This window comes from Bacteroides sp. 41_26 (assembly GCF_949740115.1).
Taxonomy (GTDB): domain Bacteria; phylum Bacteroidota; class Bacteroidia; order Bacteroidales; family Bacteroidaceae; genus Bacteroides; species Bacteroides nordii.
On the sequence record NZ_CATJGZ010000058.1, the window covers coordinates 96,628 to 122,904 of the forward strand.

Genomic DNA, 26,277 nt, shown 5'->3' on the forward strand with positions numbered 1-26,277 from the left:
TTCGTGTTTCTATACATTTAAAAGTCTTATATTCTTTACTCTTAATTATTATACTACTATGAATAAGAATAAATCAAACAAAACATTTACGGATAAAAGTAATAAGTATACTATACAATCGGTACATATTGAGCATCATGGGGATTCTAAAGAAATCTGCGGAACTTCCGGACGTATGTATTTGAATATCCTTTTTGGGGAAGCAGTTACTTCCTTTCATCATTTTACAGCATTCTGTTATAATAGTTTGCTAAATCTGGTAGGTGAATCCGAAGGCAGGCCGGGAGATGCAGAGTCAGATGAGAACGTCGTGAGACTGACTTTCCATCCTAAAAGAATGTGGAAGGAAGGGCATTATTTTGTACTATTATCACACAATGATGAGCCTCTTTACAGGGTTTCTTTCTCTTTAGGAGGAAAAGGAATGATCGATTGCAGCTATGAACCTATCCATAAAAACTCAGTTGACTATATGCTTGCCCGTTATTTAGGAAAGAATCCATTGTGGTATAATGAGTTACACAAGCTTCCGGGCATGACAGCTGCGCGTTATCAACTATTGGACTTATATAAACAGAGTGAATTCGGCCGGTTGCGTAAACGTCGTAAGCTGAATATTCTCCGGTATTATTCAAATTTTGTCATTACCGGAACGGGTGGAAAGAATAAGGAGATTTTCGCAAAAAATGCGGCTTTTCTACTTACCGGTTCGGAAATTTACTTTAAACAGGTGAACGCGTATACGCTGACCGAAACACATAATGCGGTTAATCCATATGAAGCGGCAACTGAACTTTTCACCCAGTGTTTTGGAAAAGTTATTTATCTGGATCATTTATTAGCATTAACCTCTCCGGGTGCTTCGAACGTGATTGGCAAGATGATTAATGCATTGCAAAAACAAGAGGGGATGTTTATACTGTCCGGCATGGACGCTGAGATCAATCAACTGTTTGAGTTAGTCCCTGAACTTGCTGCGTATTTTCCGGAAGAGAACCGTTTTAAGACAGAAAGTTTCTCTATGCATGATATACTTAATTTAATAGAGCAACAACTGGAAAACGAATCCTTTTATCTTTCGTCGGATGCACAACAGGTTTTGTACCGGAGCATGAAGACAGAATCTGATAACGGAACATTGTTATATTGGAAAGAAGATACCGTCAGTAAGTTTATCCATAAGGCTATCTATCCCCGTATGCAGGAGCGCATTCTTCTCGAAGAGAATCAACCATCCGAAGATTTATCAGAAGCCCTTATACGTATTGAAGCACAAGATATCGATACAACTTTTTTTGAAGCTCAGGCCAACTTGTTTGATGAAAGTATGAAGCAACTGAATGCTTTGGTTGGTTTAAGTAAAGTAAAGCAGAATATGGAACAGGCTTTCAAATTTGTACGTTTCAATGAAAAACGTAAACAGTTGGGGTTACCTGTTCAAGGGCCGGGGGCACATCACATGATTTTTACCGGTAATCCGGGAACGGGAAAAACAACAGTAGCCAAGATGGTAGGAAAAATATATCATGCATTGGGGCAACTGTCCAAAGGAGAGGTTATAGTGACCGGGCGTTCGCAGTTGGTAGGGCGTTTTATCGGAGAGACGGAAAAAAATATGCAGGAGATTCTGGAACGTGCACGGGGCAATGTTCTTTTCATAGACGAAGCATATACGCTTTATGATGGAGCAAGTGACCATAAGGATTTTGGATTTCGGGTATTAGAGTCCTTATTAGCCGTACTTGCATTGGAGCATGCTGATATACTGGTTATATTTGCCGGTTATGAAAAAGAGATGAAGGCGATGATGGATGCCAACCTGGGACTGTGGGGACGTTTTCCGCATCAATTTCATTTTGAAGATTACTCTGTTGACGAGTTATTACGGATAGGATATGATCTGTTGGATAAGAAAGGGTATGTGCTGACGAATGGTGCGCGGAGTGTTCTGAAAGAAACAGTGGTTCACGTCTGTGAGCATAAAGATTCTTATTTCAGTAACGCCCGCTGGATGGGGCAATTAATAACGAACGGGGTACTTCCTGCGATGGCAGAAAGAGTATTCAGAAGTACGCCTTCAGAGGATAAGGGGCTTTATCAGACTATTGAAGAAGAAGATGTGCGTTTTGCCGTAAATCGGATGAAGATCAATGAAATGCGGCTATCTCCACGTTCTGTTATCGGTTTCAGGGCCTGATGATTAAGGGTCAGTAGATTACTGATTTACGGATAAAGACAAAAGACTTTATACTATTTACCTTTTGCCTGGATAGCTTTAAAGTCTTTTGTCTTTTTTTTACGTTCCCTTTTTCTCCCCTTATTCTCTTTTTGCTAACTTTACAAGATGATAATTAGTGCAAGTCGCAGAACTGATATACCCGCCTTTTATTCAGACTGGTTTTTTAACCGGATAAAAGAAAGGTATGTGCTTGTTCCCAATCCTTATAACTCAAAAATGATAAGTAGGATTAGTCTGGATCCTGCCGTAGTAGACTGTATTGTTTTCTGGTCAAAGAATCCGGCTCCGATGCTTGAAAAGCTGGACAAACTGAAAGATTACAATTACTATTTTCAGTTTACTCTCAACCCTTATAGACCGGATATTGAGAATCATCTCCCTGCAATAAGCAAACGTATTGATACTTTTAAGCGTCTTTCGGACCGGATAGGTAAGGAGAAAGTAATCTGGCGTTATGATCCGGTTCTTACCAATGAGACATATACTCCTGGTTTTCACAAAGAGAAATTTGCTGAAATCGCATATGAGTTAAAAGAACATACAGAGAAATGTATGCTTGGTTTTATAGATCATTATCAGCATATCCGCACTGCTGTCAGCCGATTCAACATACAACCTCTACTGAAAGCGGATATTGAGGAGATGGCGGTATCCTTTAAAAAAACGGTGGATACCTGTTCTATTCAATTGGATACATGTACAGTCAAGGTAGATTTGACTCACTTGGGCATTCCGGGTGGATTGTGCATTGATAATCAATTGGTGGAAAGAATTGCAGGTTATCCTATATCCGTCCGGAAAGATAAAAATCAGCGTGATATTTGCCGGTGTGCGGAGAGTATTGACATCGGTACTTATGAGAGTTGCCTGAATGGCTGTATTTATTGTTATGCCATCAAAGGAAACTATAACACGGTGAAGTATAATTTGAACAAGCATGATAAAAATTCTCCTATGCTTGTAGGTGAATTGCAAGAAGATGATATCGTGAAAGAGCGTTTGGTTAAAAGCCTGCGCAATGATCAGTTTTCGCTGTTTTAAAGATTGAATATCATATAAACAAGAGTACGTATTTAAAGGTGTGTTAAAATAGATTTTAACATGCTGTTAAATACGTTCTCTTATACCTATAAAGTACGTACTTTATTATCGGTTGATATACAGACTTTTATCTTTTATTTTCTCTGCGCTCCTTTTGTACACAAACGGGTTGGGTAGTTTGTCTTGCAGTAAGGACATTGGTAAGTTTATTATAACCCAACGTACCGAAGGTCGTAGGGGAATGATGTTTTAGATGTACATGTAAAGCAGTACGACATGTGCATGTGGAGCGGTACGACATGTACATGTGGAGCAGTACGACATGTACATCTAAAACATCTTCCCCCGGTGAGAGCAGGAGCATTCCCCGGTAAGTAAACTAAAGAAGAACGGTGAGGATGGAAAAGAAAACCGTTATCGTCTGGGCTATCACTGCATAAATAAGTATCTTTGTTCCCCGGAATTGTAGCCATACATCAATAATCATGAAGCAAAATACCATTCATATAAAAGATCTCTCCATCGGTTATCCTGGTAAAGGAGAGGTGAAGGTTGTTGCCGAGCATATCAATGCCGGCATCAATAGTGGTGAACTAACTTGTTTGTTGGGAGCTAATGGTATCGGTAAATCTACTTTGTTACGTACTCTTTCTGCCTTTCAGCCTAAGCTTGGCGGAGAAATTTGCATTCAGGGCAAAGAGATTGAACAATACAAGGATAAAGACCTGTCTATGGCCATCAGCGTAGTGCTGACCGAAAAATGTGAAGTGCGCAATATGACTGTAACGGAGTTGGTGGGACTTGGACGTACTCCTTATACCGGTTTTTGGGGAACACTTGACGAAGATGACAAACGAATCGTAGAACGTTCTATCTCTTTAGTGAAGATAGAGAAACTTGCTGATAGAATGGTGCATACGTTAAGTGATGGTGAACGGCAGAAAGTGATGATTGCAAAAGCATTGGCACAGGAAACGCCTATTATCTTTCTGGATGAACCGACCGCTTTTCTTGATTTTCCCAGTAAGGTAGAGATGATGCAATTACTTCATCGGTTGAGCCGTCAGACGAATAAAACTATTTTTCTTTCTACACACGACCTGGAATTGGCATTGCAGATTGCCGACAAAATATGGTTGATGGATAAAATGAACGGAGTTATAATTGGTACTCCTGAAGATCTTTCACTCAATGGTAGTTTAAGTACCTTCTTTGCTCATAAGGGGATTATTTTTGATATTGAAACCGGTCTTTTCCGGGTAGATAATGAATATATTACACAACTTCGTCTTATAGGAGAAGGGCAGGGATATGCTATGGTGCGTAAAGCTTTACAACGTAACGGTATTCTTGCTGATAAAGGTGTAGAATCAGAGTTTTGTATTGAAGTCGGTGACTTGAAAAAGGAGGGGAGTTTTACTGTTTATTCTCAGAAAGGAGAAGTTTCAAAGGCAGATACTATTGAGGAATTGCTGGAAAAGATTCTGAATAATGTGGCAATATGCTAATATGCCAATGTGCCAATTGGCTGCGCTGTCTATTCTGTAGGGTATTTCACCACAGAGGACGCAGAGGGCACGGAGTTTTAAGTCTTTGATGAAACGCAGAAACGCAGATTAAAAGACTGTGTATCTTTATTTATATTTGTTTCCCTTTGCGAAAATCTGTGTTCATCTGCGTTTCAATGAATCATCGTTTGTCGTACCTCTTCGTGCGGGAAGCACTCATTGCGCAGCCAATTGGCACATTGGCACATTAGCAAATTATTCTCTCCTTTCCAATTTCATTATCGAAGGAATAAAGAACGCCAGTGTCCCAGTCAATACAATAGCAATACCGCATATTGCAAATACATTGGCAACACCGATAGCATCTGCTATAAATCCGGTAGCCATCAATCCTAAAATAGAAGGCAGTAAACTGATACTGTCAAACAACGAGAATACACGTCCCAGGAAAGAAGCTTCGATTTTGGTTTGAAGCAACGCTGTGAAGGGACCCGAATTAAATGGAATTACAAGGCCTTGTACTACAGAAAATATGGCGTAGGCAATGAATGCCGAAGGCGGTAGAATACCTGAAATAAAAATGCTTATTCCGATGATAACATAAGATACATTCATCATCACTACCTTTCGGACACGGGGATTCCATATCCCCAGCAGAATGCCCCCAAGTAGCATACCTAAACCGAAAAGAAGTTCGATCAGGCTGACTTGATAAGCTGTTCCCGAAAAGTTTTTTAACGTCATCAGAGGTAACAGGGCTACGATAGGCATTACAAAGAAAGTGATAAGCACTTCGATTACCATTACCCAACTCAATCCACGATTCCTACTAATAACGTTGAAGCCTGCCTTCATATCCCGCAATACATTATCGGCGGTATCTGTTCCTGTTTTTTCCGGATTGGGAATGAATACAAACAGCAGAGCCGTACAAGCTATGGCAGCTCCTACCACATCGAGAAGCATCACTATGCTCATGTCCGTAGCAACAATCAATGCAGCACCCAACACCGGACCACAGATATTACACACTGCTTGTATCGCCTGGTTAATACTGGCAATACGCGTAAGCTCTTTCTCCGGAGCAAGCAACGGTATGGATGATTTCATGGCAGGTGCATGGAAAGCACTACCAATGGAACGAAGCATCAGCAACAGATAAATTTGCCATATTTCGATAATATCGAGATAGAACAACAGCGCAATAACCCCGGAACAGAGAGCAACAAAGCTATCTGCCAATATCATAGTCCACTTACGGCTCCAGCGGTCTACAAATACACCGGCAAAAGGACCTAATACTACCTGAGGTAATAATGCAGCAATAGTAGCAAATGAAAGTACTTCGGCAGAACCCGTTTCAAGACTGATCCACAGTACGATAGCAAACTGAGCAATTGAACTGCTGAGAATAGAAAATAATTGCCCTGACCATATAATAATAAACTTTTTCTTCCAATTATTCATAACCTTTCTTTCGTCGTTTCTTTCTACGCATCAGGAAGTATCCCAATGCGATAATAATTAGCAATCCTGTACCTGTTGTAGCAAGGAGTGAGACATCGGAACGGCTTTGTCCGGCTTCATAAACTTCGAGACGCTTATGCACCGTATTAATAATCCCCCTTGATGTAAAAGTAGCTCCGGATACTGCATCTACTTTCTTTGCCAGTGCTTCTTGGGGCGTAAGTCCGTTCCAGGCCTTCAGTAAGCCGCCATCTATGGCTATCTGTATGTATTTCGGAGTGTCTTTGTTGGGTAGAAGCTTCACTTCTGATATTTTTCCGGAAGCATCCAATACGATCTCCAATGGGGTAGGACCGGCGAAGCCGATTACTTTGTCTGTATAGGGTTTAGATTGTAGTATGAGGGTATCACTTTTCATGTAAACATCTCTTTTATCCCTTCTTCAAGGGTATGTGGGGTATAATTGATTTCTCGTTTTGCTTTTGCAATACTCAGGCCGCTAAAACGGGGACGGGGAGTGGCTTCCTGCATTTCTTCCGTAGTGACAGGCAAAATGAGGGAACGGTCCAACCCTAATACCTCAGCTACGCGATAGGCTATATCAGCTATAGAAACGCAATCGCTTCCGCAGATATGGTAAATTCCATTACGGGGATGATGCATTAATTGTTCTACAGCATGCGAGATGTCACCTACAAAGGTAGGAGTACGCCATTGGTCGGAAACAACACGAATTGTTTCACCGCTACGTAGTTTGTTGGCTACCAGCTGTATAATATTACCATGTTGCCCGGGCAATGCTTTCCCATAAACTACGACTACGCGGACAATGGCGTAATTGCCACAATATTCGGCAACACGCTCTTCCCCTTCAAGTTTGGTGATTCCGTAGTAATTGACCGGATTAGGTTCATCTTCTTCTGTATACAACCGGTCAGTTCTGCCATCAAACACAAAATCGGTGGAAAGGTGTATAAAACGACTTCCATACTGTTCGCAGGCACGCGCCAGATGTTCTACCGCAGTGATATTGGTAGCGCGCGCCTCATTATGATGTGTTTCGCAGAAGTCTGGTACTGACAGTGCAGAAGTATTAATAACCACATCCGGACAAACCTCCTTGAAGAGTGCCCGTACTTCTGATGCATTACGTATATCCGTGCGGATAAACTGATAGCCGTCGCCACTTTGGATGTCATTGCGTAACGAACAAGCAGTAATGTTGTATATTTCGCGTGCCACGAGGTCGTTCAGTATCCGCCGGCCGGTAAAGCCGTTGGCACCAATAATCAGTATATTCATACTTTATTATTAAGGGTAATAGGGGTTTCTTCCTTGCTGTACTTCTATGCGTATTCCAAATGAACCATTGGCCGATTTCAATTCAAAAGCTCCTTTGAAAGCATTTCTTTCCCAGGGTAGTGCACTACGGTTAGGCACCCTGTATCCATCGGCATTATATTCACCGTATGTATTGATTCGCATACCGTTTTTCAGTTTGAATGATCCCATTTGCAGGTTTTGTGCAGAGCCGAAACCAAATCCGCCGAATCCGGAGAAAGAAGGGGTAAAAACGTTTGATAATCCCTGTGAATAAGTTACATCCGGATTGAGACGGAACAATTGATTAAAATCTTTGCCGGTATCGGATAGAGAAAGATCTACTTTGGGCAAATGGGGAGGCATAACACTCATCAAACCCATATCCAGCAGAAATCCGCCAAACTCCTTATAGTTCTCTTCCGGAGCACGAGGGGTACGATCATCTGACGGTAGCTCCGATTGTGCGGACACTACAGCCGTTGCCAATAGCAATGAAAAGAATAATATCAGCTTTTTCATATCCGTAGGTTATTATTGAGGCAAAGATAGAAAATATTTGCTGATTATCTATATCGGGGAATAATCTGTTGTAGAAACTTAACTTGAATAATGGGCGGTTAATCATTGAGTGCTTCTCTTACAATCGCTCTGTTTTATTTCCCTCCGATTTTAAAAACAGGATAAGCGATTGGAACTGTTTTCCATTTCATCTTCATCGGGTCGTACACCCGTTCCATGCCTCCGTGGAGTTCAAGCCAATTGGTTACCTTCAACTCCATGATTACTCCGTAGTAACTCTGTGGAGCCATAGGAGTGAGATAACCGTGTGCTGCATTGCGTTGCCCGTTGATGGAGTATTGCCCGACTGCTCTTATTTTGAGCCAATCATTAATACGATATCCGAATGAGCCGTTGAAGCCTGCATCAAACTGAGACCCATGAACGAAGGAAGGCATTGTATATTTTGTTGTATAAATCCCTCCGGTAACATCCCATCGCTCATTGAACTGATAGGTATAGGCAGCACCGACATCTATGTGAGTACCCATAGTGGGATACGTATTGTATGTACTATAGGTGCTGATGTAACTATTGGGAGTGAGTATGAAGTTGTCATATCTGTTATAGTCGCGTGCCCAGGGGTTGGAATCCTGACCAAGACGTGGTTTGGGCCAGGGAGTCCGGATAAATTCGGGGATAGTGATACGTATCGTCATGCTGTCCGCTGCCACAGGAGAGGCGTGATGTGAGTTAGGAGTAGCATCCGGTAAAATGAAACCACTGTCGTCTGTATGTACAGGTGAACGGCTTTCCGGGACGGTGGGAACCAACAACTTTATACTATCATTGGGCGCCTCGGCCTGTGAAAAAACCGTGATTGCGAAAAGAGAGAATAGAAAGCCGATGCAGATCCTTTTGTCCATAATTTCATCCTCCGTTAGTTAACGATCATTTTATAACCAATACCACGCACATTAACGATACGTATCCGTTCATCCTGTGCTAATTTATGTCTTAACTTGGTGATAAATACATGCAGACTGCGGGAATTGAAGAAGCTGTCATCTCCCCATAGCTCCAGCAAAACGTTTTGCGTATTCACAACCTGATTACGATTCTCGCACAATCGTTTTAGTATTTCCGACTCACGGTGGGAGAGCTCCTGCTTTGTACCGGCATATATAAGTGTTTGTGCTATAGAGTCAAAAATATAGTGTCCGACCTCAAAACGTGTTTCCTTGTGTGTCTCGGTAAAAGAAAAAGCCTTTCCTGCCAATGATTTGATGCGTATAATAAGTTCTTGCATACCAAAAGGCTTCTTCAGGTAATCATTTGCACCGAGTTCAAAACCTTCTACTACGTCGTTGATTGCCGACCGGGCTGTGAGAAAGAGTACTGGCGTTTGCTTGTCTGTCTGGCGGATACGACGTACCATTTCAAATCCATCCATACGAGGCATCATTACATCAGCTACCAGAACGTCCGGACGTAAATCAAAAAACAGGCGTAATCCTTCTTCACCATTGGCAGCAGTATGGATAATAAAGTCACTTTCTTCAAGCGTGTCTTTGATGATCATGGCGAGGGTGAGTTCATCCTCTACCAGTAGTACTTTGATTTTGTCCTTACTCATACTCATAATAAAACTACTCATTAATTACTAATGTAAATGTACTTCCGTGTCCCGGTTCACTCGCTACACTTACTGTACCACCGTGTTTCTCTATCATTGTCCGGACATAATAGAGCCCCAACCCATAACCTTTAACATCGTGAAGATTACCGGTAGGAACACGATAGAACTTATCAAATATATGTTTTTGCTTCTCGGAAGCTATGCCGATACCCTGGTCGGTAACAGATATTTCAACCTGTCCGTTCGCATTACGATGGCAATGCAATTTAATCAGAACCTGCCCCGGAGAATACTTCACGGCATTATCTATCAGATTGCTGATAATATTACTGAAATGAGTACGATCTGCCGTCACAGAAAGATTGGCAGGTTCTATTTCATAAGTGATGGTAATCTCTTTTTCTGCTTTCAGTTTATGAAGTTCGATCAGAGTATCTAACATTGGTTTTAACTCCAAATGTTCGGTATGCAGACGGAAAGTTTTCCGACGCTCCATGCTCATACTTAATATCTGTTCAACCAGTCCGCTGAGCCGTTGCAACTGTTCCTGGCAGATACGGAGATATTTATCGCGCTTCACTTTCTCTTCGGCCTGGTTAAAGTTGAGTAAGGCATCATTGGCAGCATAAGCTACAGAGATAGGAGTTTTTAGTTCGTGAGTGATATTATTGGTAAAATCGCTTGTAATCTCTTCCAATGATTTCTGACGCAGGATAGTACGGATGAGATACCAGAAAGAGAAAGAAAGTATGATAAAAATAATGAATGAAGTAATAAGTATACCGATCATTTGCTTTAATACGAGCAGAGTCACAGGCTCTATCCAAAGGCGATACATAAATGAGGTATGAAGATCGAATGCATAATTGTAACATTGTGCTTTCGGTCCCGGAATATAACTGCTGTCTCCGGCAATACCGAGTGTGTCGATAAAGGTCAGTGTAGAATCGATATTACTTCCGGAATGAAGAAACTCCGTCCGGTGCGGCAGAAAAATATTATTTGCTCTGAGAGAAAGGGTTAATAAACTATCATATACTTGCAAATTGGGATCCAGAAGAATATCTAAGCCGGAATGCAGTCCGCGTTGGAAGTGAGTGGCGAGTTCCAGCATGCTGTTTTTGCCATTTAATATTATATCCAGTCCGCTGTTGGAGGTTAAGGCTGCTTCTCCTTCTTCCTGGTCTGCCATCTGAGTATCCTTCTGCCCTTTTATTGAATCATCGGGAGAGTTTACAATCTTACCATTGAATAGCATTTCTGCTTTTTTATTAGAATCTCTGGCGGAACGGGTAGTGTCATTATGTACGTATATCTCCACTACTTTTGTAGAATCTTTCAAATAGGTAATGTTACTATCGCTTTGAGAAGTAAGTTTCTCGAATTTTGTACTATCCAGCTGGCTTGCATTCTGATAAGTAGTGGTACTACTGCGAACAAAAGATTTTCCCTCGTCATTATATCCGGCAGCGACAGATACCTCACCGTGTGCATCTCCATAGTTTCTCAGATTCTCTACGCGGAGCATCATCTCATTATAATCGCTCATACGCATAGATTCCACGATACTATGTTCGAGATCATCTTTCATAGTATGGTAAAGTCCCGTAAGCCAATATGCCTGATATGCAAAGATACCTATGAGCGAAACGAGTACAAGGATGGCAATATGTTTAAAAGGTAGTTTCATGCCCGATACATCTGTTTTTTTTGTATAGGCAAAGATAAGAGGAAAATATATTAATCGCACCTAATGGTAAGACTAAATAACACTTCCCTCCATTTTCATGTTATTGGTAAGGTTACTACTACCCGTGTTCCCCGATTGTATGCCGGGTCGATATATATATCCCCAGACAAGCGACTGATAATAAGCTGGCAAAGATAAAGTCCGAGCCCGTTGCCTTGAACAAAAGTATTGAGCTTTGAAAAACGTTTAAAGACTTCTTCGTATTTGTCTTTTGGAATCCCACAACCAGTATCAGATACACTGATAGAGAGCTGTTGGCGTTCAGTATCCAGCCGACAACTAAGCGTGATGCTTCCTTTTTCTGTGAATTTATTGGCATTATTCAGCAGGTGTTCTACCACAAGGGAAAGATATTTTTCGTGGGTTGGGATATGAATTGACTCCTGGAGCAGATCCAGCTGATAACTTATATCCGGTTTAGCGAACTTCATCAATAAATCCATTTCGTACTGACAGATATTATTGATATCTGTAGGGACACATGGCAGTTTCTCTTTTGATACATCAAGACTGGAAACTTCCAGCATATTGTTTATTAATGTAATCAACATTGTCGTATTACTCTGTATCTCTTTGGGGAATTCCTGACGTATCTCTTCGTCAATCTCCTCATTGAATATCAAATCAGAAAAGCCTACAATTGCATTTAAAGGAGTACGTATCTCATGGCATATAGAATTGATGAAAGCCGTTTTCATATTCTCACTTTCCATAGCTTTCTGGTTGAGTTTTTGCAAGCTGATTTTCATGTTTCTCTCTTTTCTCAGGCTATAGAACAAATACAGGCATACAACGACAACAATGACCAATATGCTGGAGAGAAATACAAGGAGGATACGTTTGTTCTTTATTTCAAGTTGCGACTTCTCATTATTAAGTTTGTTTATGTCATATTTTACCTGAAGCTCACTGAGTTGTTTAAGCATCTCATTATTTGTAAGTGAGTCTTTGGACTGATATGAGAGTTTTAGATATTCCAACGCCTCTTTATATTTGCCCATTTTCTCATAGATGCTTGATTCAGTGTTATACAACCCTGGTATATTGTTGGGTGCAATATTGGGCGCAAATTTTATGAGACTATCATTGGCCAATAGTGCCTTTTCGTAATCTGGTTTTGGCTTCTGGCTTATGTAATAGTTGCTCATAGATAAGAAATAGTTATACCGATCACTTAAACTGGTCAATTCCTTACTGAGAGCTACAATCTGCAGCCAGTATTTATGTGCCTTTTGAGGATTATCTAATACATTGTTAGTCAATATCATAGAATATGTCTGAAGCTTGCGTGTCGCAATGTTATAATAAGGACGTTGTTTATAATATGTATCATAATATTGCAGTTGGTCATGTAGAAATTCTTCAAGAATACAAGTTGCAGAGTCACGTTTATTTATTCGACCGTAAGTGTTACTCAGGCGCCAGCTCACCATGCTTTTGAACATATATTTATTATATACATCTGATATATTCCGTGATAGTTCATAAGCTGTTTTCAAATAGGGGAGAGATTCTTTGATCATTCCATTCGAGCGGAGACTACTTCCGGTAATGTATGCTTTGGCTACTTTGTTATACACATCTTGTTTATCCTGGCTGTTATCTTTCAGATAGTCTGATTCGTTATCAATAGCTTCTGCAGCTTTACCTTCATAGCATAGCGTATCAAAATAGCGCATATGAATATAAGCAGGTAACGCAGCTATTATTTCCGGAGTACCTACCTTCTTTATTAAATTTATGTAGTAAAAAACTGAATCCATTTGAGCGTTATCGGTGGCTATATAACTAAGATCGGTCAACGCATTTACCATACTTGCTTTGTCACCAGCCTGACGAGCTTCGTGATACATTTTTAATAAGTATGTTTTTTCATCAGGTGATTCAAAACATACATCCGCCAGATTTCTATAAATTTGGATTCTTTGCGATGGTTCTGTCGTATGTGTTAATTGCTGCAGCAAACTATCTTTTATATGAGTATCAACAGCATAGGCCGAGAATACTATTCTGAAACAAAAGAGAGTGGAGATTATATATCGAATCATGTTTGTTTGGGTTGTTTGTATATGCAAATTTACAATATATTCTGTATATAACTATCTTTTTACATCCATTTTTTATTTCATAAATGGCTTTTCTTTAATTTATTACTAATGACATCAAGAAATACTTTTAAGATTAACTTTAAATAGCATATCTGATAACAGTAGATAACACTACATAAGTTTCGGATAACGCAGACTAAACTGATTTTTGGCGTATTTTGCATTATCACTAAAACCAGATACAATATGAAACGAATTTATTTACTGTTTACTATGATTGGCATGGGGTTAACACACTTGTGTGCACAGTCTCAAGATAGCTTGGATACTTATATTGATAGTATTTATCACGAATTGCCTGAAGTGATGATAAAAGGCGAACGTCCCATTGTAAAAGCCACACAAGGCAAGTTGGTATATGACATACCACGGCTCATTAATGATTTGCCTGTCGATAATGCCTATGATGCAGTCAAGGAACTTCCGGGAGTTGCAGAAATGAACGGTAGTATCACACTTGCCGGACAGAGTGTTACTGTAGTCATAGATGGTAAAGTGACTACTATGAGTACCGAACAGCTGAATGCGTTGCTAAAGAGTATTCCTTCAAGCCGTATTGAGAAAGCTGAAGTGATGTACTCCGCCCCGGCACGCTATCAGGTTCGTGGAGCCATGATAAATATTTGTCTGAAACAAGGGGGAGGAAATGCTCCTTCTTTTCAGGGAGAACTTTTTAGCGATTACAGACAGAAACATTATGAAGTATTGACCGAGCGTGCAAGCCTCCTTTATTCCGGAAATAAATTCTCTGCTGACTTTCTTTACTCTTACGGACATGGACGCAACTATTTTTTAACGGACAAGGAGGCTTTGCATACGCTGTCGGATGGTAATATATACCCTATGAATACACATGAGATACAGCGTAGCCGGCACAATACACATAGCATTCGTCTTGGTGCGGATTACATGATTGCTAATGAACATCAATTGAACTTTGTTTATAATGGTACGTTCACTAATGGGCATAACCGGACTACAGTAGAAGGAGCACAAACATCTAATACGCAAACACGTAGTACGGATCAACTCCATAATGGACGTGTGGATTATCGTACTCCATTTGGCTTGAAGGCAAGTGCAGAATTTACATTCTATGAGTCTCCTTCTACCCAATTGTTACATAGTCGTTTAAATGATGACGAACTTGATTTTCTGAGCGATGATTGTCAACGTATTAATCGTTGGAAGTTTTTCCTTTCTGAGGAACAAGATCTGGGTAAAGGTTGGGGAATCAATTACGGAGCGGTTTATACTACCAGCATAGATCATAGTTATCAGTATTATTATAATCCTGAAAGTGGTGAATTGTTGCCTGGGAACAACAACATGAAATCGCGCCGCCGTGAACAGACCTTGAACTTCTATGCCGGATTTAATAAAAGTTTCGGTGATAAATTATCACTGGATGTTTCGCTGGCTACCGAACAGTTTCATACACCTGTCTGGAATGAATGGAATTTTTATCCGACTCTGAATCTCAACTATGTTCCATCTGCCGGAAATATCTGGCAACTTTCTTTTAGCAGTGATAAAAATTATCCGGATTATTGGGCTACACAAGATGCTATTTCCTATTTAGGAGGCGGATATTCTGAGATTCATGGCAATCCGTCCTTGAAGCCGGATATTGATTACCAGGCACAACTCACATATGTTTTGAAAAGTAAGTATATGTTTACTGCCTGGTACAGCCAAACGAAGGATTACTCAACCCAAACACTGTATCAATCTCCTGATCGCTTGTTGGAAATCTATAAGTATTTAAATTTCGATAAGAAGCAACAGATAGGACTACAGGCGGTTATCCCTTTTAAAGTGAAAGAGTGGTTAAGCTCTCGCATTACTCTGATCGGAGTATATGACCGACAGAAAGACAGTGATTTCTGGGATATTCCTTTTGACCGTAAGATTTGTTATGGTATGGCTCTTATGAACAATACGTTTACACTTTCCGGTAAGCCGGATATTAAAGTTATCATCAGTGGTATGGTACGTAGTAAAGCAATACAAGGTATTTATGATTTACCGGCATCCGGCAATGTAGATGCAGCTATGAGATATACGTTTGCAAAAGGAAAAGCTTTGCTCACTTTACGCTGTAATGATATCTTTGAAACCGGACAAATTTCGCCACGTATCCACTTTGCTACACAGAATGTAACGAATAACTATTCCTGCTTCCGTGAATTCGGTGTTTCATTTACATATAAGTTTGGCGGCTATAAGGAGAAACAGCGGGAGGCAGTAGATACTTCACGATTTAAGTGATTTTTCTCTGCTTATTCCAACTTTTGTATGGAGTTAATTGTTAATTTTGCAATCTTAAATGCGAAACTAATAATTACCCGATATGAAATCAGATATAGAAATAGCCCGTGGAACGGAACTAAAGAAAATAAAGCAGGTTGCTGAAAGTATTGGCATCCCGCGTGACGAAGTGGAAAACTATGGTCGTTACATTGCAAAAATCCCCGAGCAATTGATAGACGAAGAAAAAGTAAAACAGAGTAATCTGATACTGGTAACTGCCATTACTGCCACTAAAGCCGGAATTGGTAAGACAACTGTTTCTATCGGTCTGGCTCTGGGGCTTAATAAAATAGGCAAGAAAGCGATTGTAGCTTTGCGTGAACCGTCTTTAGGTCCTTGTTTTGGCATGAAAGGTGGTGCAGCGGGAGGAGGATATGCCCAGGTACTTCCTATGGATAAGATAAACCTGCATTTCACAGGTGATTTCCATGCCATCACTTCGGCACATAATATGATCTCTGCTTTATTGGATAACTTTCTGTATCAGAACCAATCCAATGGCTTTGGACTAAAAGAAATCCTTTGGCGTCGGGTGCTCGATGTAAATGATCGCTCTTTGCGTAACATTGTTACCGGACTGGGGGCGAAGACAGATGGCATCACTATGCAATCGGGTTTCGACATTACTCCTGCTTCAGAGATTATGGCTATTCTTTGCCTGGCAAGCGATATGGAAGACCTTCGCCGCCGCATTGAGAATATACTGCTTGGTTTTACCTACGATGATAAGCCATTCACGGTAAAAGATCTTGGTGTGGCTGGTGCAATCACCGTTTTACTAAAAGATGCCATTCATCCCAATTTGGTGCAGACAACAGAGAATACAGCAGCTTTTGTACACGGTGGTCCGTTTGCTAATATTGCGCATGGTTGTAATTCTATCCTGGCAACTAAGATGGCTATGACTTTTGGTGATTATGTAATCACAGAGGCCGGTTTTGGAGCTGATCTTGGTGCAGAGAAATTCTACAATATAAAATGTCGGAAGAGTGGTGTACAGCCTCGACTGACTATTATTGTCGCCACAGCACAGGGATTGAAAATGCATGGTGGTGTTAGTCTTGACCGCATTAAAGATCCCAATATGGAAGGTTTGAAAGAAGGACTTCGTAACCTCGATAAACATGTCCGTAACCTTCGTGCTTTCGGCCAGACGGTAATTGTTGCATTCAATAAGTTTGCTAGTGATACGGATGAGGAGATGGAGTTACTTCGTCGTCATTGCGAAGAATTAGGAGTGGGCTTTGCCATTAATAATGCGTTTAGTGAAGGAGGAGAGGGAGCTGTAGATCTGGCTAATCTCGTTGTGGAAACTGTTGAGAAGAAACCATCCGCACCCTTACAATTCACTTATAAAGATGAGGATAGCGTAGAACAGAAGATAGAGAAAGTGGCCACTGGTATCTATGGCGCAAGCGTGATTACATACGGCACGATAGCCCGTAAGAAAATCAAACTTGCCGAAACGATGGGGATCACTCATTATCCGGTGTGTATTGCTAAAACGCAATATTCATTCTCTGCCGATCCGAAGATATATGGCGCAGTAAACAACTTTGAGTTCCACATTAAAGATATTGTAATAAATAACGGAGCAGAAATGATTGTTGCCATTGCTGGTGAGATCATGCGTATGCCGGGACTTCCCAAAGAGCCGCAAGCCAAACATATAGACATTATTGATGGCGAAATAGACGGGCTGAGCTGATGAATAATGTGCCAAATATGATATATCAATGTGCCAATTGTGCTACGCTGTACCGATATAGCGTAGCACAATTGGCACATTATTAAAAATTGAGTAGCTACTATGGGTTTAGTAACTACTCAATTTCTGTTTTTTTTGGAAAGAATGTGGAGATTCTTCTTTCGTAAAGAAATCCATTGTTAAATGTAACTTTTCCGTATAGAAACACCACACTCTTGGGTATATATAGAGTCCAGTGTGTTATTTCTTGATTTTTTCTAACACACTGTAAGATTGCAATTCGTTTTTCTTGTTATATTGTTCGGAGCGGACAATACCGATATTGGGAGCATACCATTCGTATCCGTAACCCTCTATCTTTCCTTTCGGTGTCCAGATGTCTATGTCATATTTAATTTTCGTACAATAAAAAGGACCTGCGGGAGTATTTACACTTTCTGTAGCAACAAACCGACGATCAGAGAGAGTTACTTCTGCACGATTGTTTTTGTTCCCTTTTTGATACAAGCGTATGGTAGCATCGTCAAATTCATCATCATCGTCCGGATTTGTCGGATCAGACATAGCATCCGGATAATTCATCAGATCGCCGATCATGTATACATCTGTATTCATCATATCCATTGCAGCAGGGAAAGTGGTGGCACCGTTCATACTCATAGAGAAATCTCCGTCGTTACAGCGTGCTACCATTTGCCCGGAGTTGATAAGTTTACCAGCAGCATTGGAGAAGGTGTAACTGGCTATTGCTTCTGTACCGGATGGATAATCATAGACCTGGTCTACACGATAAACGAGGATGTTGGAGAGCTTCCCGTTAGCTGTATAGCAATTGCGAGTTACTTGTTGTCCCTCCTGGTTGGGGAAGAAGAAGGTACAGCTCTCCTGAGCTACGGCGCTGGTTGCAATTAGCATAACGCCCATTAATAATAGATTTTTCAGCTTCATAATTAAGTATAGGTTTATTATCTTTTCTCGTTTTTATGTAGTAAGAACGCCATTTGGCACAAAAGGTTCACAAAGAAGAAAAAAAAAACGTGTATCATCTGTGAAGAAGATACACGGGTATAAGTCTAAATTATTAATTTATGTGTTCCGGTCTTTAATAAGCAAAGATCGGATATTTCTCCATCGTTTTGTTGACACGTGCACGAATCTGTGCTATTACTTCTTCATTATCAACATTAGAGAGTACTGTTTCAATCATTTCAGCAATTTCCAGCATTAAATCTTCCTTTGCGCCACGAGTAGTGATGGCAGGAGTACCCAAACGTATACCAGAGGTCTGGAATGCAGAACGGCTATCAAACGGTACCATGTTTTTATTTACTGTAATATCAGCAGCTACCAATGCTTTCTCTGCTACCTTACCTGTCAAATCAGGGTATTTTGAGCGCAGGTCTACTAGCATTGAGTGATTATCTGTACCGCCGGATACGATTGTAAAACCACGTTCAATCAGTGCCTGAGCCAGCACAGCTGCATTTTTCTGTACTTGTTTCTGATACTCTTTATATTCTGGTTGCAAGCATTCGCCAAAAGCAACGGCTTTGGCTGCAATAACATGTTCCAACGGACCACCCTGAATTCCGGGGAATACAGCTGAATCCAGTAACTGAGACATCATTTTGATTTCTCCCTTCGGAGTAGTCTTACCCCATGGATTAGGGAAGTCTTTACCCATCATGATAACGCCTCCGCGTGGACCACGCAATGTTTTATGTGTTGTTGATGTGACGATGTGTGCATATTTCAGAGGATTATCCAGCAGGCCGGCAGCAATAAGTCCGGCAGGGTGTGCCATATCTATCATAAGGATAGCACCCACCTTATCTGCTATTTCACGCATACGTTTGTAATCCCATTCACGAGAGTATGCCGAGCCACCACCGATAATCATTTTGGGACGTTCGCGCAAAGCTACTTCTTCCATTTGATCGTAATCAACGCGGCCTGTCTCTTTATTAAGATTGTATTCACATGGAGTATAGATAAGACCGGAAGTATTGACTAATGAACCGTGAGAAAGGTGTCCGCCATGTGCCAGATTTAATCCCATAAATTTATCTCCCGGATTTAATACGGCAAGGAATACAGCCGCATTTGCCTGAGCTCCTGAGTGAGGCTGTACATTCGCCCATTCAGCACCGAAGATTTCTTTCAAGCGGTCGATAGCTATTTGTTCGCTTTGGTCTACCACTTCACATCCCCCATAATAACGTTTACCGGGATACCCTTCCGCGTATTTATTGGTAAGGCAGGAACCCATTGCTTCCATCACCTGGTCACTCACGAAGTTTTCTGATGCTATCAGCTCAATACCTTTAAGCTGACGTTGATGCTCTTTTTCGATAATATCGAAAATTAAATCGTCTCTTTTCATTCTGTATTGTATAAAAATAAGTTTCTTATTGGAGATTCTTTATTAAGCGCACAAATTTATGGAAAAAGAATGATAATCCGACAAAAAAAAGCAGATTTATCTATTAAAATATCACTCCAAGTGAGAAACTGAGTACCTGATCGCGCCGATGAAAGGTAATATTACTTACTCCGGTACTTCCATCGGAATTGATATTGTCGTATGTTACCGATTTTGAAATGTTGTGTACGCCCTGTTCATACCGGAAATCGAAGAATATACGGGAAATATTGACACCAACACCGATAACGGCACTCAGGTTGAATGGGTACAAACGTTCATGTATTCCTTTCTGATCGAAATTCTCAAAAGTGATTTCATTTTTCTTTCCCCAGATATAACGAAGTTTGGGTCCAAAGAAAATAGACATACCATAGGGACCTTCTTTCACTACATTGTATCCATAGAGCATTGGGAAATCAATGCTATGGATCATAGAGGTGACCGAAGCATAATCCGGCTCAATGTCCGGATGATGTGATCCCAGCTTATCGAACGTTATTTCACATTTACTGACATTGTAGGATATTTCCGGTTGAATGAAATGCTTTTTCATGTTGATACGCATGAAAAGTGCACCAAAGTAACCAAGTTTATAGTTGTTCTGAATCTCATCAATGGTTACATCTTTAATCTTAAAATCTGATACCAGAAACATGGAAGCGTTAAAGCCTGCTTTTACCCCGATATTGAATCTTCTATGATTGGGACGGTCTGTTTTATTCTGTGTGTTTTCTTGCGCAAAGGCAGGCAATGTACCCATAAGGGCACATACCAGTATTACCACCACTTTGCGGTTCCAACATCCACGCCATAATCTATATCTAATCCCTTTCATAATTCATAAATCAATTCTTCAATCCTTCCTCTTCTTTTCTACACTCCAGCCGAACTTTCCTATTTTATTCCCCAGTTCGTAGTATCCACCGTGAACATACACCAGTGGATTGGCTTCTGCCAGTTCCAGTTTTCCGGTTTCCGGGTTTAGGTGACCTTCGTCAGCACGTACATTTACTACGTCGGCGATAAACATATCGTGTGATCCTAACGATACGATTTCTTTTACTCTGCATTCAATACAAAGTGGTGATTCCTCAATAAGCGGAGCATTGACTACGGTACATTTACCCGGTGTTAATTTCATCTCCTCAAACTTATGATACTCTTTCCCTGAACGTACTCCACACCAGTCTGTAGGGAATGCCATATCTGCCGTTGTGAGATTAATCACAAATTCCATGTTTCTCTTTATAATAGAATAGGAGTGACGTTCCGGACGTATGGATATATAACACATGGGCGGGTTCGTACAAATCGTTCCCGTCCATGCCACCGTAATTATATTATATTCGCTTTCATTGTTTCCGCAACTCACCATGACGGCTGGCAGCGGATAAATCATTGTTCCAGGTTTCCAGTCAACACGCATAAAATTAAACATTTACGGTTAGACAATTAAAGTAGATTTGCGATTAGATTATTTACGATTGAAGAATACCATTTACTGTCAATCTATACATAAAGAGTTATTTCAATCGTAAATAGTAAATTGTCTAATCGTAAATTATTTGGTTATTGTAAATTCTTCTCTCCGTTGTTCCTTTTCGCAATAATGGCATTTCACTACACAGTTGTCTTTATCCACTACATGAAAAAGTGTGGGCATTGGCTCATTATTTGTGATACATTTAGGGTTGGCGCATTTTATAATTCCCTTCAGGTCGTCCGGCATGCGTACCTCCTTCTTTTCTACAACTTCATAATCACGGATAATGTTCAACTTCACATGTGGAGCCACTACTGAAATGCGGTTAATTTCTTCATCACAAAAAAACTTATCAGCTATTTTGATAATACCTTTTCGTCCCAGTTTTTGACTTTCAAGGTTAAAGCCGATAGTAATGTTATTCTTCATGTGTTCCAGTCCAAGTAACCGCACGATGGTAAACAGTTTTTCGCTGGGTATATGGTCGATGACAGTCCCGTTCCGAAGGGCGGCCACTTGCAGGGCTTGTTTATTTTCGTTCATATTTTTGGTCATTAACTCTATTTTATATCTTCCAATGTTATTCCTAATACATCACACAGAATGGCTTCACGAGCATACAAACCGTTTTGTGCCTGTTGAAAGTAATAGGCCTTCGGGCTTTCGTCCACATCATAAGCTATTTCATTGACACGAGGTAGCGGATGAAGAATACGCAGATTAGGCCGTGTGTTCTCCAGCATCTGGGCGCGTAAGATATATACGTTTTTCACACGTTCGTATTCCATCAAATCGGTGAAGCGTTCGCGTTGTACCCGAGTCATATAAAGGATATCGGCTTCAGCAATCGTTTCTTCGGTAAAATCAGTATGTTCTACATATTTTATATTATGCTCTTTACAATATATTTTATATTCTTCCGGCATTTTCAGTTCATCGGGAGCTATGAAATGGAAAGTTGGGTTGAAGTGGCGCATGGCCATAAGTAGTGAGTGAACGGTACGGCCGTATTTAAGATCGCCTACAAGATAGATATTTAGATTCTCGAGTGTACCTTGCGTTTTGTAGATTGAGTAAAGATCGAGCATTGTCTGCGATGGATGCTGATTGGCTCCGTCTCCGGCATTCACGATAGGTACCGTTGTTATCTCGCTTGCATAACGGGCAGCTCCTTCCAAATAATGACGCATTACGATAATATCGGCATAATTACTTACCATTTTAATCGTATCTTTCAGCGTTTCGCCTTTGGATGAGCTGGTCGCTTTCGGATCACTAAACCCAATAACACGTGCGCCAAGGCGATTGGCAGCTGTTTCAAAACTAAGTCGGGTACGGGTAGATGGTTCAAAGAACAGGGTGGCTACCACTTTATTTTCAAGTAGCCGGCGGTTGGGATTTTGTTCAAACTGCTTCGCCATTTCAAGCATATAAAGTATTTTTTCTTTTGAATGCTCGGCAATGGTTACTAAACTTCTGTTTTCCATTCTGTTATCTTTAATATTGATAGAACTTGTTTTCAGACTGTAAAGGTAGTGAGAAAATGCGGTATCTGCAATTATAAAATGGAAAATTGAAAGCTGAAAATTACCATGCGGCGTGATAGTACAGCTGATTTTCAATTTTGAACCTTTAATTTTAGTACCCACCCCGGCTACAGTCGCATTTAAACCGAGTGAGTCTGTCCAGAAACGATCTAAACCAAGAATGACTAAAAACGGTGTTTACGGTATCACAGTGGCCTACGCAGTTCATAGACCTTCTGTTGTGATTTGCAAAAAGTGCGCTGTAAATAAGTCAAATAGATTAAAGAAACTACTATTATAGAAAAGGAAATTGAAATAACATCTGATTACCGGACAGCAAAATGCCAGTTATAGTTTGTCGATTTTATAGTTACAATAAGTCCACATTTCTTAGGAGAACCATGCAGGCTATTAGTTATTTTTTGCTTTTCAATAACTTTGATTTGAATTGAAATTTGTACGTTCTCTGAATAATAACTATCTTTGCAACTTAATAAACTGATAATTTCGTAACAGAACGCAATGATAAAAAAAATAATAAAAGCCCTCTGGATATTCCTCGTTGTAGTAGTACTGTTTTGTGTGGGTATTTTTGCTTCCATATCGTATGGTTGGATAGGTTATATGCCTCCGGTGGAAGAGCTCGAAAATCCGGAATATAAATTTGCAGCCGAGATATTTTCCGAAGACGGAAAAGTACTCGGAACTTTTTCATTAAACCAGAATAATCGTGTTTACAGCAGTTATGCTGATTTATCTCCCAATATCATTAATGCTTTGATTGCCACCGAAGATGTCCGCTTTGCTCAACATTCGGGTATTGACGTAAAAGCTCTCTCCAGAGCCATCGTAAAACGTGGTATCCTGATGCAGAAAAGTGCAGGTGGGGGAAGTACACTTTCTCAGCAACTTGCTAAACAGTTGTTTACTGAAAATGTAGCAAGTAATACACTTCAGCGCCTTCTTCAAAAACCGATTGAATGGGTAATTGCTGTGAAGCTGGAACGCTACTATACAAAAGAAGAAATTCTGACGATGTATCTTAATAAATTTGACTTCTTGAATAATGCAGTAGGTATAAAAACTGCAGCTCACACTTATTTCGGTTGCGAACCCAAAGATCTGAAAACAGAAGAAGCCGCCATGTTGGTAGGTATGTGCCAGAATCCTTCACTCTACAATCCGGTATCCCGCAATTCCAAGATAAGGACAAACGCTTTGGGACGTCGCAATGTAGTTCTTGGTCAAATGGAAAAAGCAGGATACATTACCGAAGCAGAACGTGATTCCTTGCAGGCGCTTCCGTTAACGCTGACTTACAATCGCGTAGGGCATAATGAAGGTCTTGCAACTTATTTCCGTGAATATCTGCGTGGAGTACTGACTGCCAAAAAACCGGATAAAAGCGATTATCGTGGTTGGCAAATGCAGAAATTTTATGAGGATTCACTTTCATGGGAAACCGATCCTCTTTATGGGTGGTGTGCAAAGAATAAAAAGAAGGATGGTTCAAATTACAATGTCTATACCGATGGTTTAAAAATTTATACGACCATCGATTCGCGCATGCAACGTTATGCCGAAGAATCTGTAGAAGAACATATGAAAGATTTACAGGCACAATTCTTCAAAGAAAAAAAAGGTCGTAAAAAAGCACCATACAGCAATATGCTGACTCAACAGCAGATTGACGAAATCCTTGAAAGAGCTGTGAAGCAAACAGATCGTTACCGGGCAATGAAAAAAGACGGGGCTTCGGAGGCTGAAATCAAGAAGGCATTCAATACACCGGAGGAAATGTCTGTATTCAGTTGGGCAGGTGAAAAAGATACCATCATGACACCGATGGATTCTATTAAATACTATAAGCATTTTCTACGTACAGGGTTTATGTCAATGAATCCGTTCAACGGACATGTAAAAGCATATGTGGGAGGACCCAACTATAACTATTTCAAGTATGACATGGCTATGGTAGGACGCCGCCAGGTGGGATCTACAATAAAGCCCTATCTCTATACGCTCGCCATGGAAAACGGGTACTCTCCTTGTGACGAAACCCGGCACGTAGAGCAGACGCTAATGGATGAAAACGGTATCCCCTGGACTCCCCGTAATAGTACCAAAAAACGTTATGGAGAACTTGTAACTTTGAAATGGGGATTGGCTAATTCAAGCAATTGGGTATCGGCATATCTGATGGGAAAACTGAATCCGTATGCGTTGGTGCGGTTGATACATAGTTTCGGAGTTCGTAACAAAGACATAATGCCAACTGTATCGCTTTGCCTCGGTCCGTGTGAAATTTCGGTAGGAGAGATGGTGAGTGCTTATACGGCATTTGCCAATAAGGGTATCCGTGTGGCACCTCTGTTTGTTACCCGCATCGAAGATAATGAAGGTAACGTACTTGCAACGTTTGCTCCGCAAATGGATGAAGTGATCAGTGCGTCGAGCGCCTATAAAATGTTGGTCATGCTCCGTGCGGTAATCAACGAGGGTACCGGTGGACGTGTTCGCAGCCGATATGGTATTACAGCCGATATGGGTGGTAAAACAGGTACTACAAATGCTAATTCTGATGGTTGGTTTATGGGCTTTATTCCTTCACTTGTATCCGGTTGTTGGGTCGGAGGCGAAGAACGTGATATTCATTTTGATACGATGACCTACGGACAAGGAGCTTCTTTGGCATTGCCTATCTGGGGAAAATATATGAAAAAGGTATTTGACGATAAGACACTGGGATATGATCCGTCAGAGCATTTCCAGTTGCCCGAAGGATTTGATCCTTGTGCCGGATCGGAGGTTAGCTCAGAAGACTCTGGAGAGCTTGGACTGGATGATCTTTTTAATTAAAAATTCTGCATTGAAAAGTTGTCTTATCTGTATTGGAAGTAACTATGACCGGAAGGAGAACCTCCTTCTGGCACGCCAAAGACTACAGGCTCTGTTTCCTACTGTTCGTTTTGCAACAGAGGAGGAAACAGAGCCGTTGCATTTGAGGAGTTCCGCATTGTTTTCCAATCAAGTGGCGGAGTTTATTACCGGACTTGAGGAGGTGTGTGTAGTAGATAAATTGAAAGCCATTGAACATGAAGCTGGTCGCCGTCCGGGTGATAAAGCAAAAGAGAAAATCTGTCTGGATATAGACTTATTGATGTACAACGGCAAGATACTGAAGCCAGAAGATATGGAACGAGAATATGTTCGGAAGGGATTAAAAGAGTTAGATTACTGTTTAGATTT

The 26,277-nt window shown here is 40.7% G+C and carries 20 protein-coding genes and 1 pseudogene; 7 read left to right on the forward strand and 14 right to left on the reverse strand.

Annotated features, from left to right (window positions below):
• Positions 1 to 58: 58 nt before the first annotated feature.
• The 3 genes from QX565_RS05940 (at position 59) to QX565_RS05950 (ending at position 4,788) form a co-directional block, all read left to right on the forward strand.
• Positions 59 to 2,197, forward strand: a complete 2,139-nt coding sequence (locus QX565_RS05940) for an AAA family ATPase (protein ID WP_289291856.1) — start codon at positions 59 to 61, stop codon at positions 2,195 to 2,197.
• Between the two features lie 147 nt (positions 2,198 to 2,344).
• Positions 2,345 to 3,280 (forward strand): DUF1848 domain-containing protein, encoded by a 936-nt coding sequence (locus QX565_RS05945; protein ID WP_289291858.1) that lies wholly within the window; start codon positions 2,345 to 2,347, stop codon positions 3,278 to 3,280.
• Between the two features lie 485 nt (positions 3,281 to 3,765).
• Positions 3,766 to 4,788 (forward strand): ABC transporter ATP-binding protein, encoded by a 1,023-nt coding sequence (locus QX565_RS05950; protein WP_289291860.1) that lies wholly within the window; start codon positions 3,766 to 3,768, stop codon positions 4,786 to 4,788.
• 255 nt (positions 4,789 to 5,043) lie between these two features.
• Here the strand turns inward: QX565_RS05950 and QX565_RS05955 are convergent, their stop codons facing one another.
• The 8 genes from QX565_RS05955 to QX565_RS05990 form a co-directional block, all read right to left on the reverse strand.
• Positions 5,044 to 6,255, reverse strand: coding sequence for an MFS transporter (locus QX565_RS05955; protein WP_289291862.1), 1,212 nt, complete (start codon positions 6,253 to 6,255; stop codon positions 5,044 to 5,046).
• Entirely contained in the window at positions 6,248 to 6,673 is a 426-nt protein-coding gene (locus QX565_RS05960) for an FMN-binding protein (protein ID WP_289291864.1), read from the reverse strand. Before QX565_RS05960 ends, QX565_RS05955 begins: the two co-directional genes overlap by 8 nt.
• Positions 6,670 to 7,557, reverse strand: a complete 888-nt coding sequence (gene rfbD, locus QX565_RS05965; protein WP_221651074.1) for a dTDP-4-dehydrorhamnose reductase — start codon at positions 7,555 to 7,557, stop codon at positions 6,670 to 6,672. The genes QX565_RS05960 and rfbD overlap by 4 nt, the downstream gene beginning before the upstream one ends.
• A gap of 9 nt (positions 7,558 to 7,566) precedes the next feature.
• Positions 7,567 to 8,097, reverse strand: a complete 531-nt coding sequence (locus QX565_RS05970) for an occludin (RefSeq protein ID WP_251237062.1) — start codon at positions 8,095 to 8,097, stop codon at positions 7,567 to 7,569.
• Positions 8,098 to 8,231: 134 nt separating this feature from the next.
• The gene (locus QX565_RS05975) at positions 8,232 to 9,002 is read right to left on the reverse strand and encodes a TonB-dependent receptor (protein ID WP_289291870.1); all 771 of its coding nucleotides are present in this window, start codon (positions 9,000 to 9,002) and stop codon (positions 8,232 to 8,234) included.
• A 14-nt stretch (positions 9,003 to 9,016) separates the two neighbouring features.
• Positions 9,017 to 9,712 carry a response regulator transcription factor gene (locus QX565_RS05980; protein ID WP_221651077.1) on the reverse strand — a complete coding sequence of 232 codons (696 nt, stop codon included), beginning with the start codon at positions 9,710 to 9,712 and terminating at the stop codon, positions 9,017 to 9,019.
• A 13-nt stretch (positions 9,713 to 9,725) separates the two neighbouring features.
• Positions 9,726 to 11,405 (reverse strand): sensor histidine kinase, encoded by a 1,680-nt coding sequence (locus tag QX565_RS05985; protein WP_221651078.1) that lies wholly within the window; start codon positions 11,403 to 11,405, stop codon positions 9,726 to 9,728.
• A 95-nt stretch (positions 11,406 to 11,500) separates the two neighbouring features.
• Positions 11,501 to 13,513, reverse strand: a complete 2,013-nt coding sequence (locus QX565_RS05990) for an ATP-binding protein (RefSeq protein WP_321028729.1) — start codon at positions 13,511 to 13,513, stop codon at positions 11,501 to 11,503.
• Between the two features lie 246 nt (positions 13,514 to 13,759).
• Here QX565_RS05990 and QX565_RS05995 point away from each other — a divergent pair, with 246 nt between their 5' ends.
• A complete protein-coding gene (locus QX565_RS05995; protein ID WP_414429683.1) occupies positions 13,760 to 15,844 on the forward strand; it encodes an outer membrane beta-barrel family protein in 2,085 nt (694 codons plus the stop codon).
• A gap of 82 nt (positions 15,845 to 15,926) precedes the next feature.
• The gene (locus QX565_RS06000; protein WP_289291875.1) at positions 15,927 to 17,594 is read left to right on the forward strand and encodes a formate--tetrahydrofolate ligase; all 1,668 of its coding nucleotides are present in this window, start codon (positions 15,927 to 15,929) and stop codon (positions 17,592 to 17,594) included.
• 240 nt (positions 17,595 to 17,834) lie between these two features.
• On the opposite strand, the gene QX565_RS06005 is transcribed toward QX565_RS06000, so the two are convergent.
• The 6 genes from QX565_RS06005 to pyrB form a co-directional block, all read right to left on the reverse strand.
• The gene (locus QX565_RS06005) at positions 17,835 to 18,542 is read right to left on the reverse strand and encodes a TapB family protein (protein ID WP_221651087.1); all 708 of its coding nucleotides are present in this window, start codon (positions 18,540 to 18,542) and stop codon (positions 17,835 to 17,837) included.
• Positions 18,543 to 18,696: 154 nt separating this feature from the next.
• Entirely contained in the window at positions 18,697 to 19,977 is a 1,281-nt protein-coding gene (gene glyA, locus QX565_RS06010; protein WP_221651088.1) for a serine hydroxymethyltransferase, read from the reverse strand.
• Positions 19,978 to 20,080: 103 nt separating this feature from the next.
• Positions 20,081 to 20,779, reverse strand: a complete 699-nt coding sequence (locus tag QX565_RS06015; protein WP_255586202.1) for a porin family protein — start codon at positions 20,777 to 20,779, stop codon at positions 20,081 to 20,083.
• A gap of 93 nt (positions 20,780 to 20,872) precedes the next feature.
• The gene (locus QX565_RS06020; RefSeq protein WP_289291877.1) at positions 20,873 to 21,445 is read right to left on the reverse strand and encodes a flavin reductase family protein; all 573 of its coding nucleotides are present in this window, start codon (positions 21,443 to 21,445) and stop codon (positions 20,873 to 20,875) included.
• Between the two features lie 135 nt (positions 21,446 to 21,580).
• The gene (pyrI, locus tag QX565_RS06025) at positions 21,581 to 22,045 is read right to left on the reverse strand and encodes an aspartate carbamoyltransferase regulatory subunit (RefSeq protein ID WP_221651091.1); all 465 of its coding nucleotides are present in this window, start codon (positions 22,043 to 22,045) and stop codon (positions 21,581 to 21,583) included.
• Between the two features lie 17 nt (positions 22,046 to 22,062).
• On the reverse strand, positions 22,063 to 22,989 hold the full coding sequence (pyrB, locus tag QX565_RS06030) for an aspartate carbamoyltransferase (RefSeq protein ID WP_221651092.1): 927 nt from the start codon (positions 22,987 to 22,989) through the stop codon (positions 22,063 to 22,065).
• Positions 22,990 to 23,550: 561 nt separating this feature from the next.
• On the opposite strand from pyrB, the gene QX565_RS06035 reads away from it, so the two are divergent.
• Both QX565_RS06035 and QX565_RS06040 read left to right on the forward strand, forming a co-directional pair.
• On the forward strand, positions 23,551 to 25,887 hold the full coding sequence (locus tag QX565_RS06035) for a transglycosylase domain-containing protein (RefSeq protein ID WP_289291879.1): 2,337 nt from the start codon (positions 23,551 to 23,553) through the stop codon (positions 25,885 to 25,887).
• Positions 25,871 to 26,248 (forward strand): annotated as a pseudogene (locus tag QX565_RS06040) (2-amino-4-hydroxy-6-hydroxymethyldihydropteridine diphosphokinase); the annotation flags it as partial. The gene QX565_RS06035 and the pseudogene QX565_RS06040, both read left to right, overlap by 17 nt.
• Between the last annotated feature and the right edge of the window lie 29 nt (positions 26,249 to 26,277).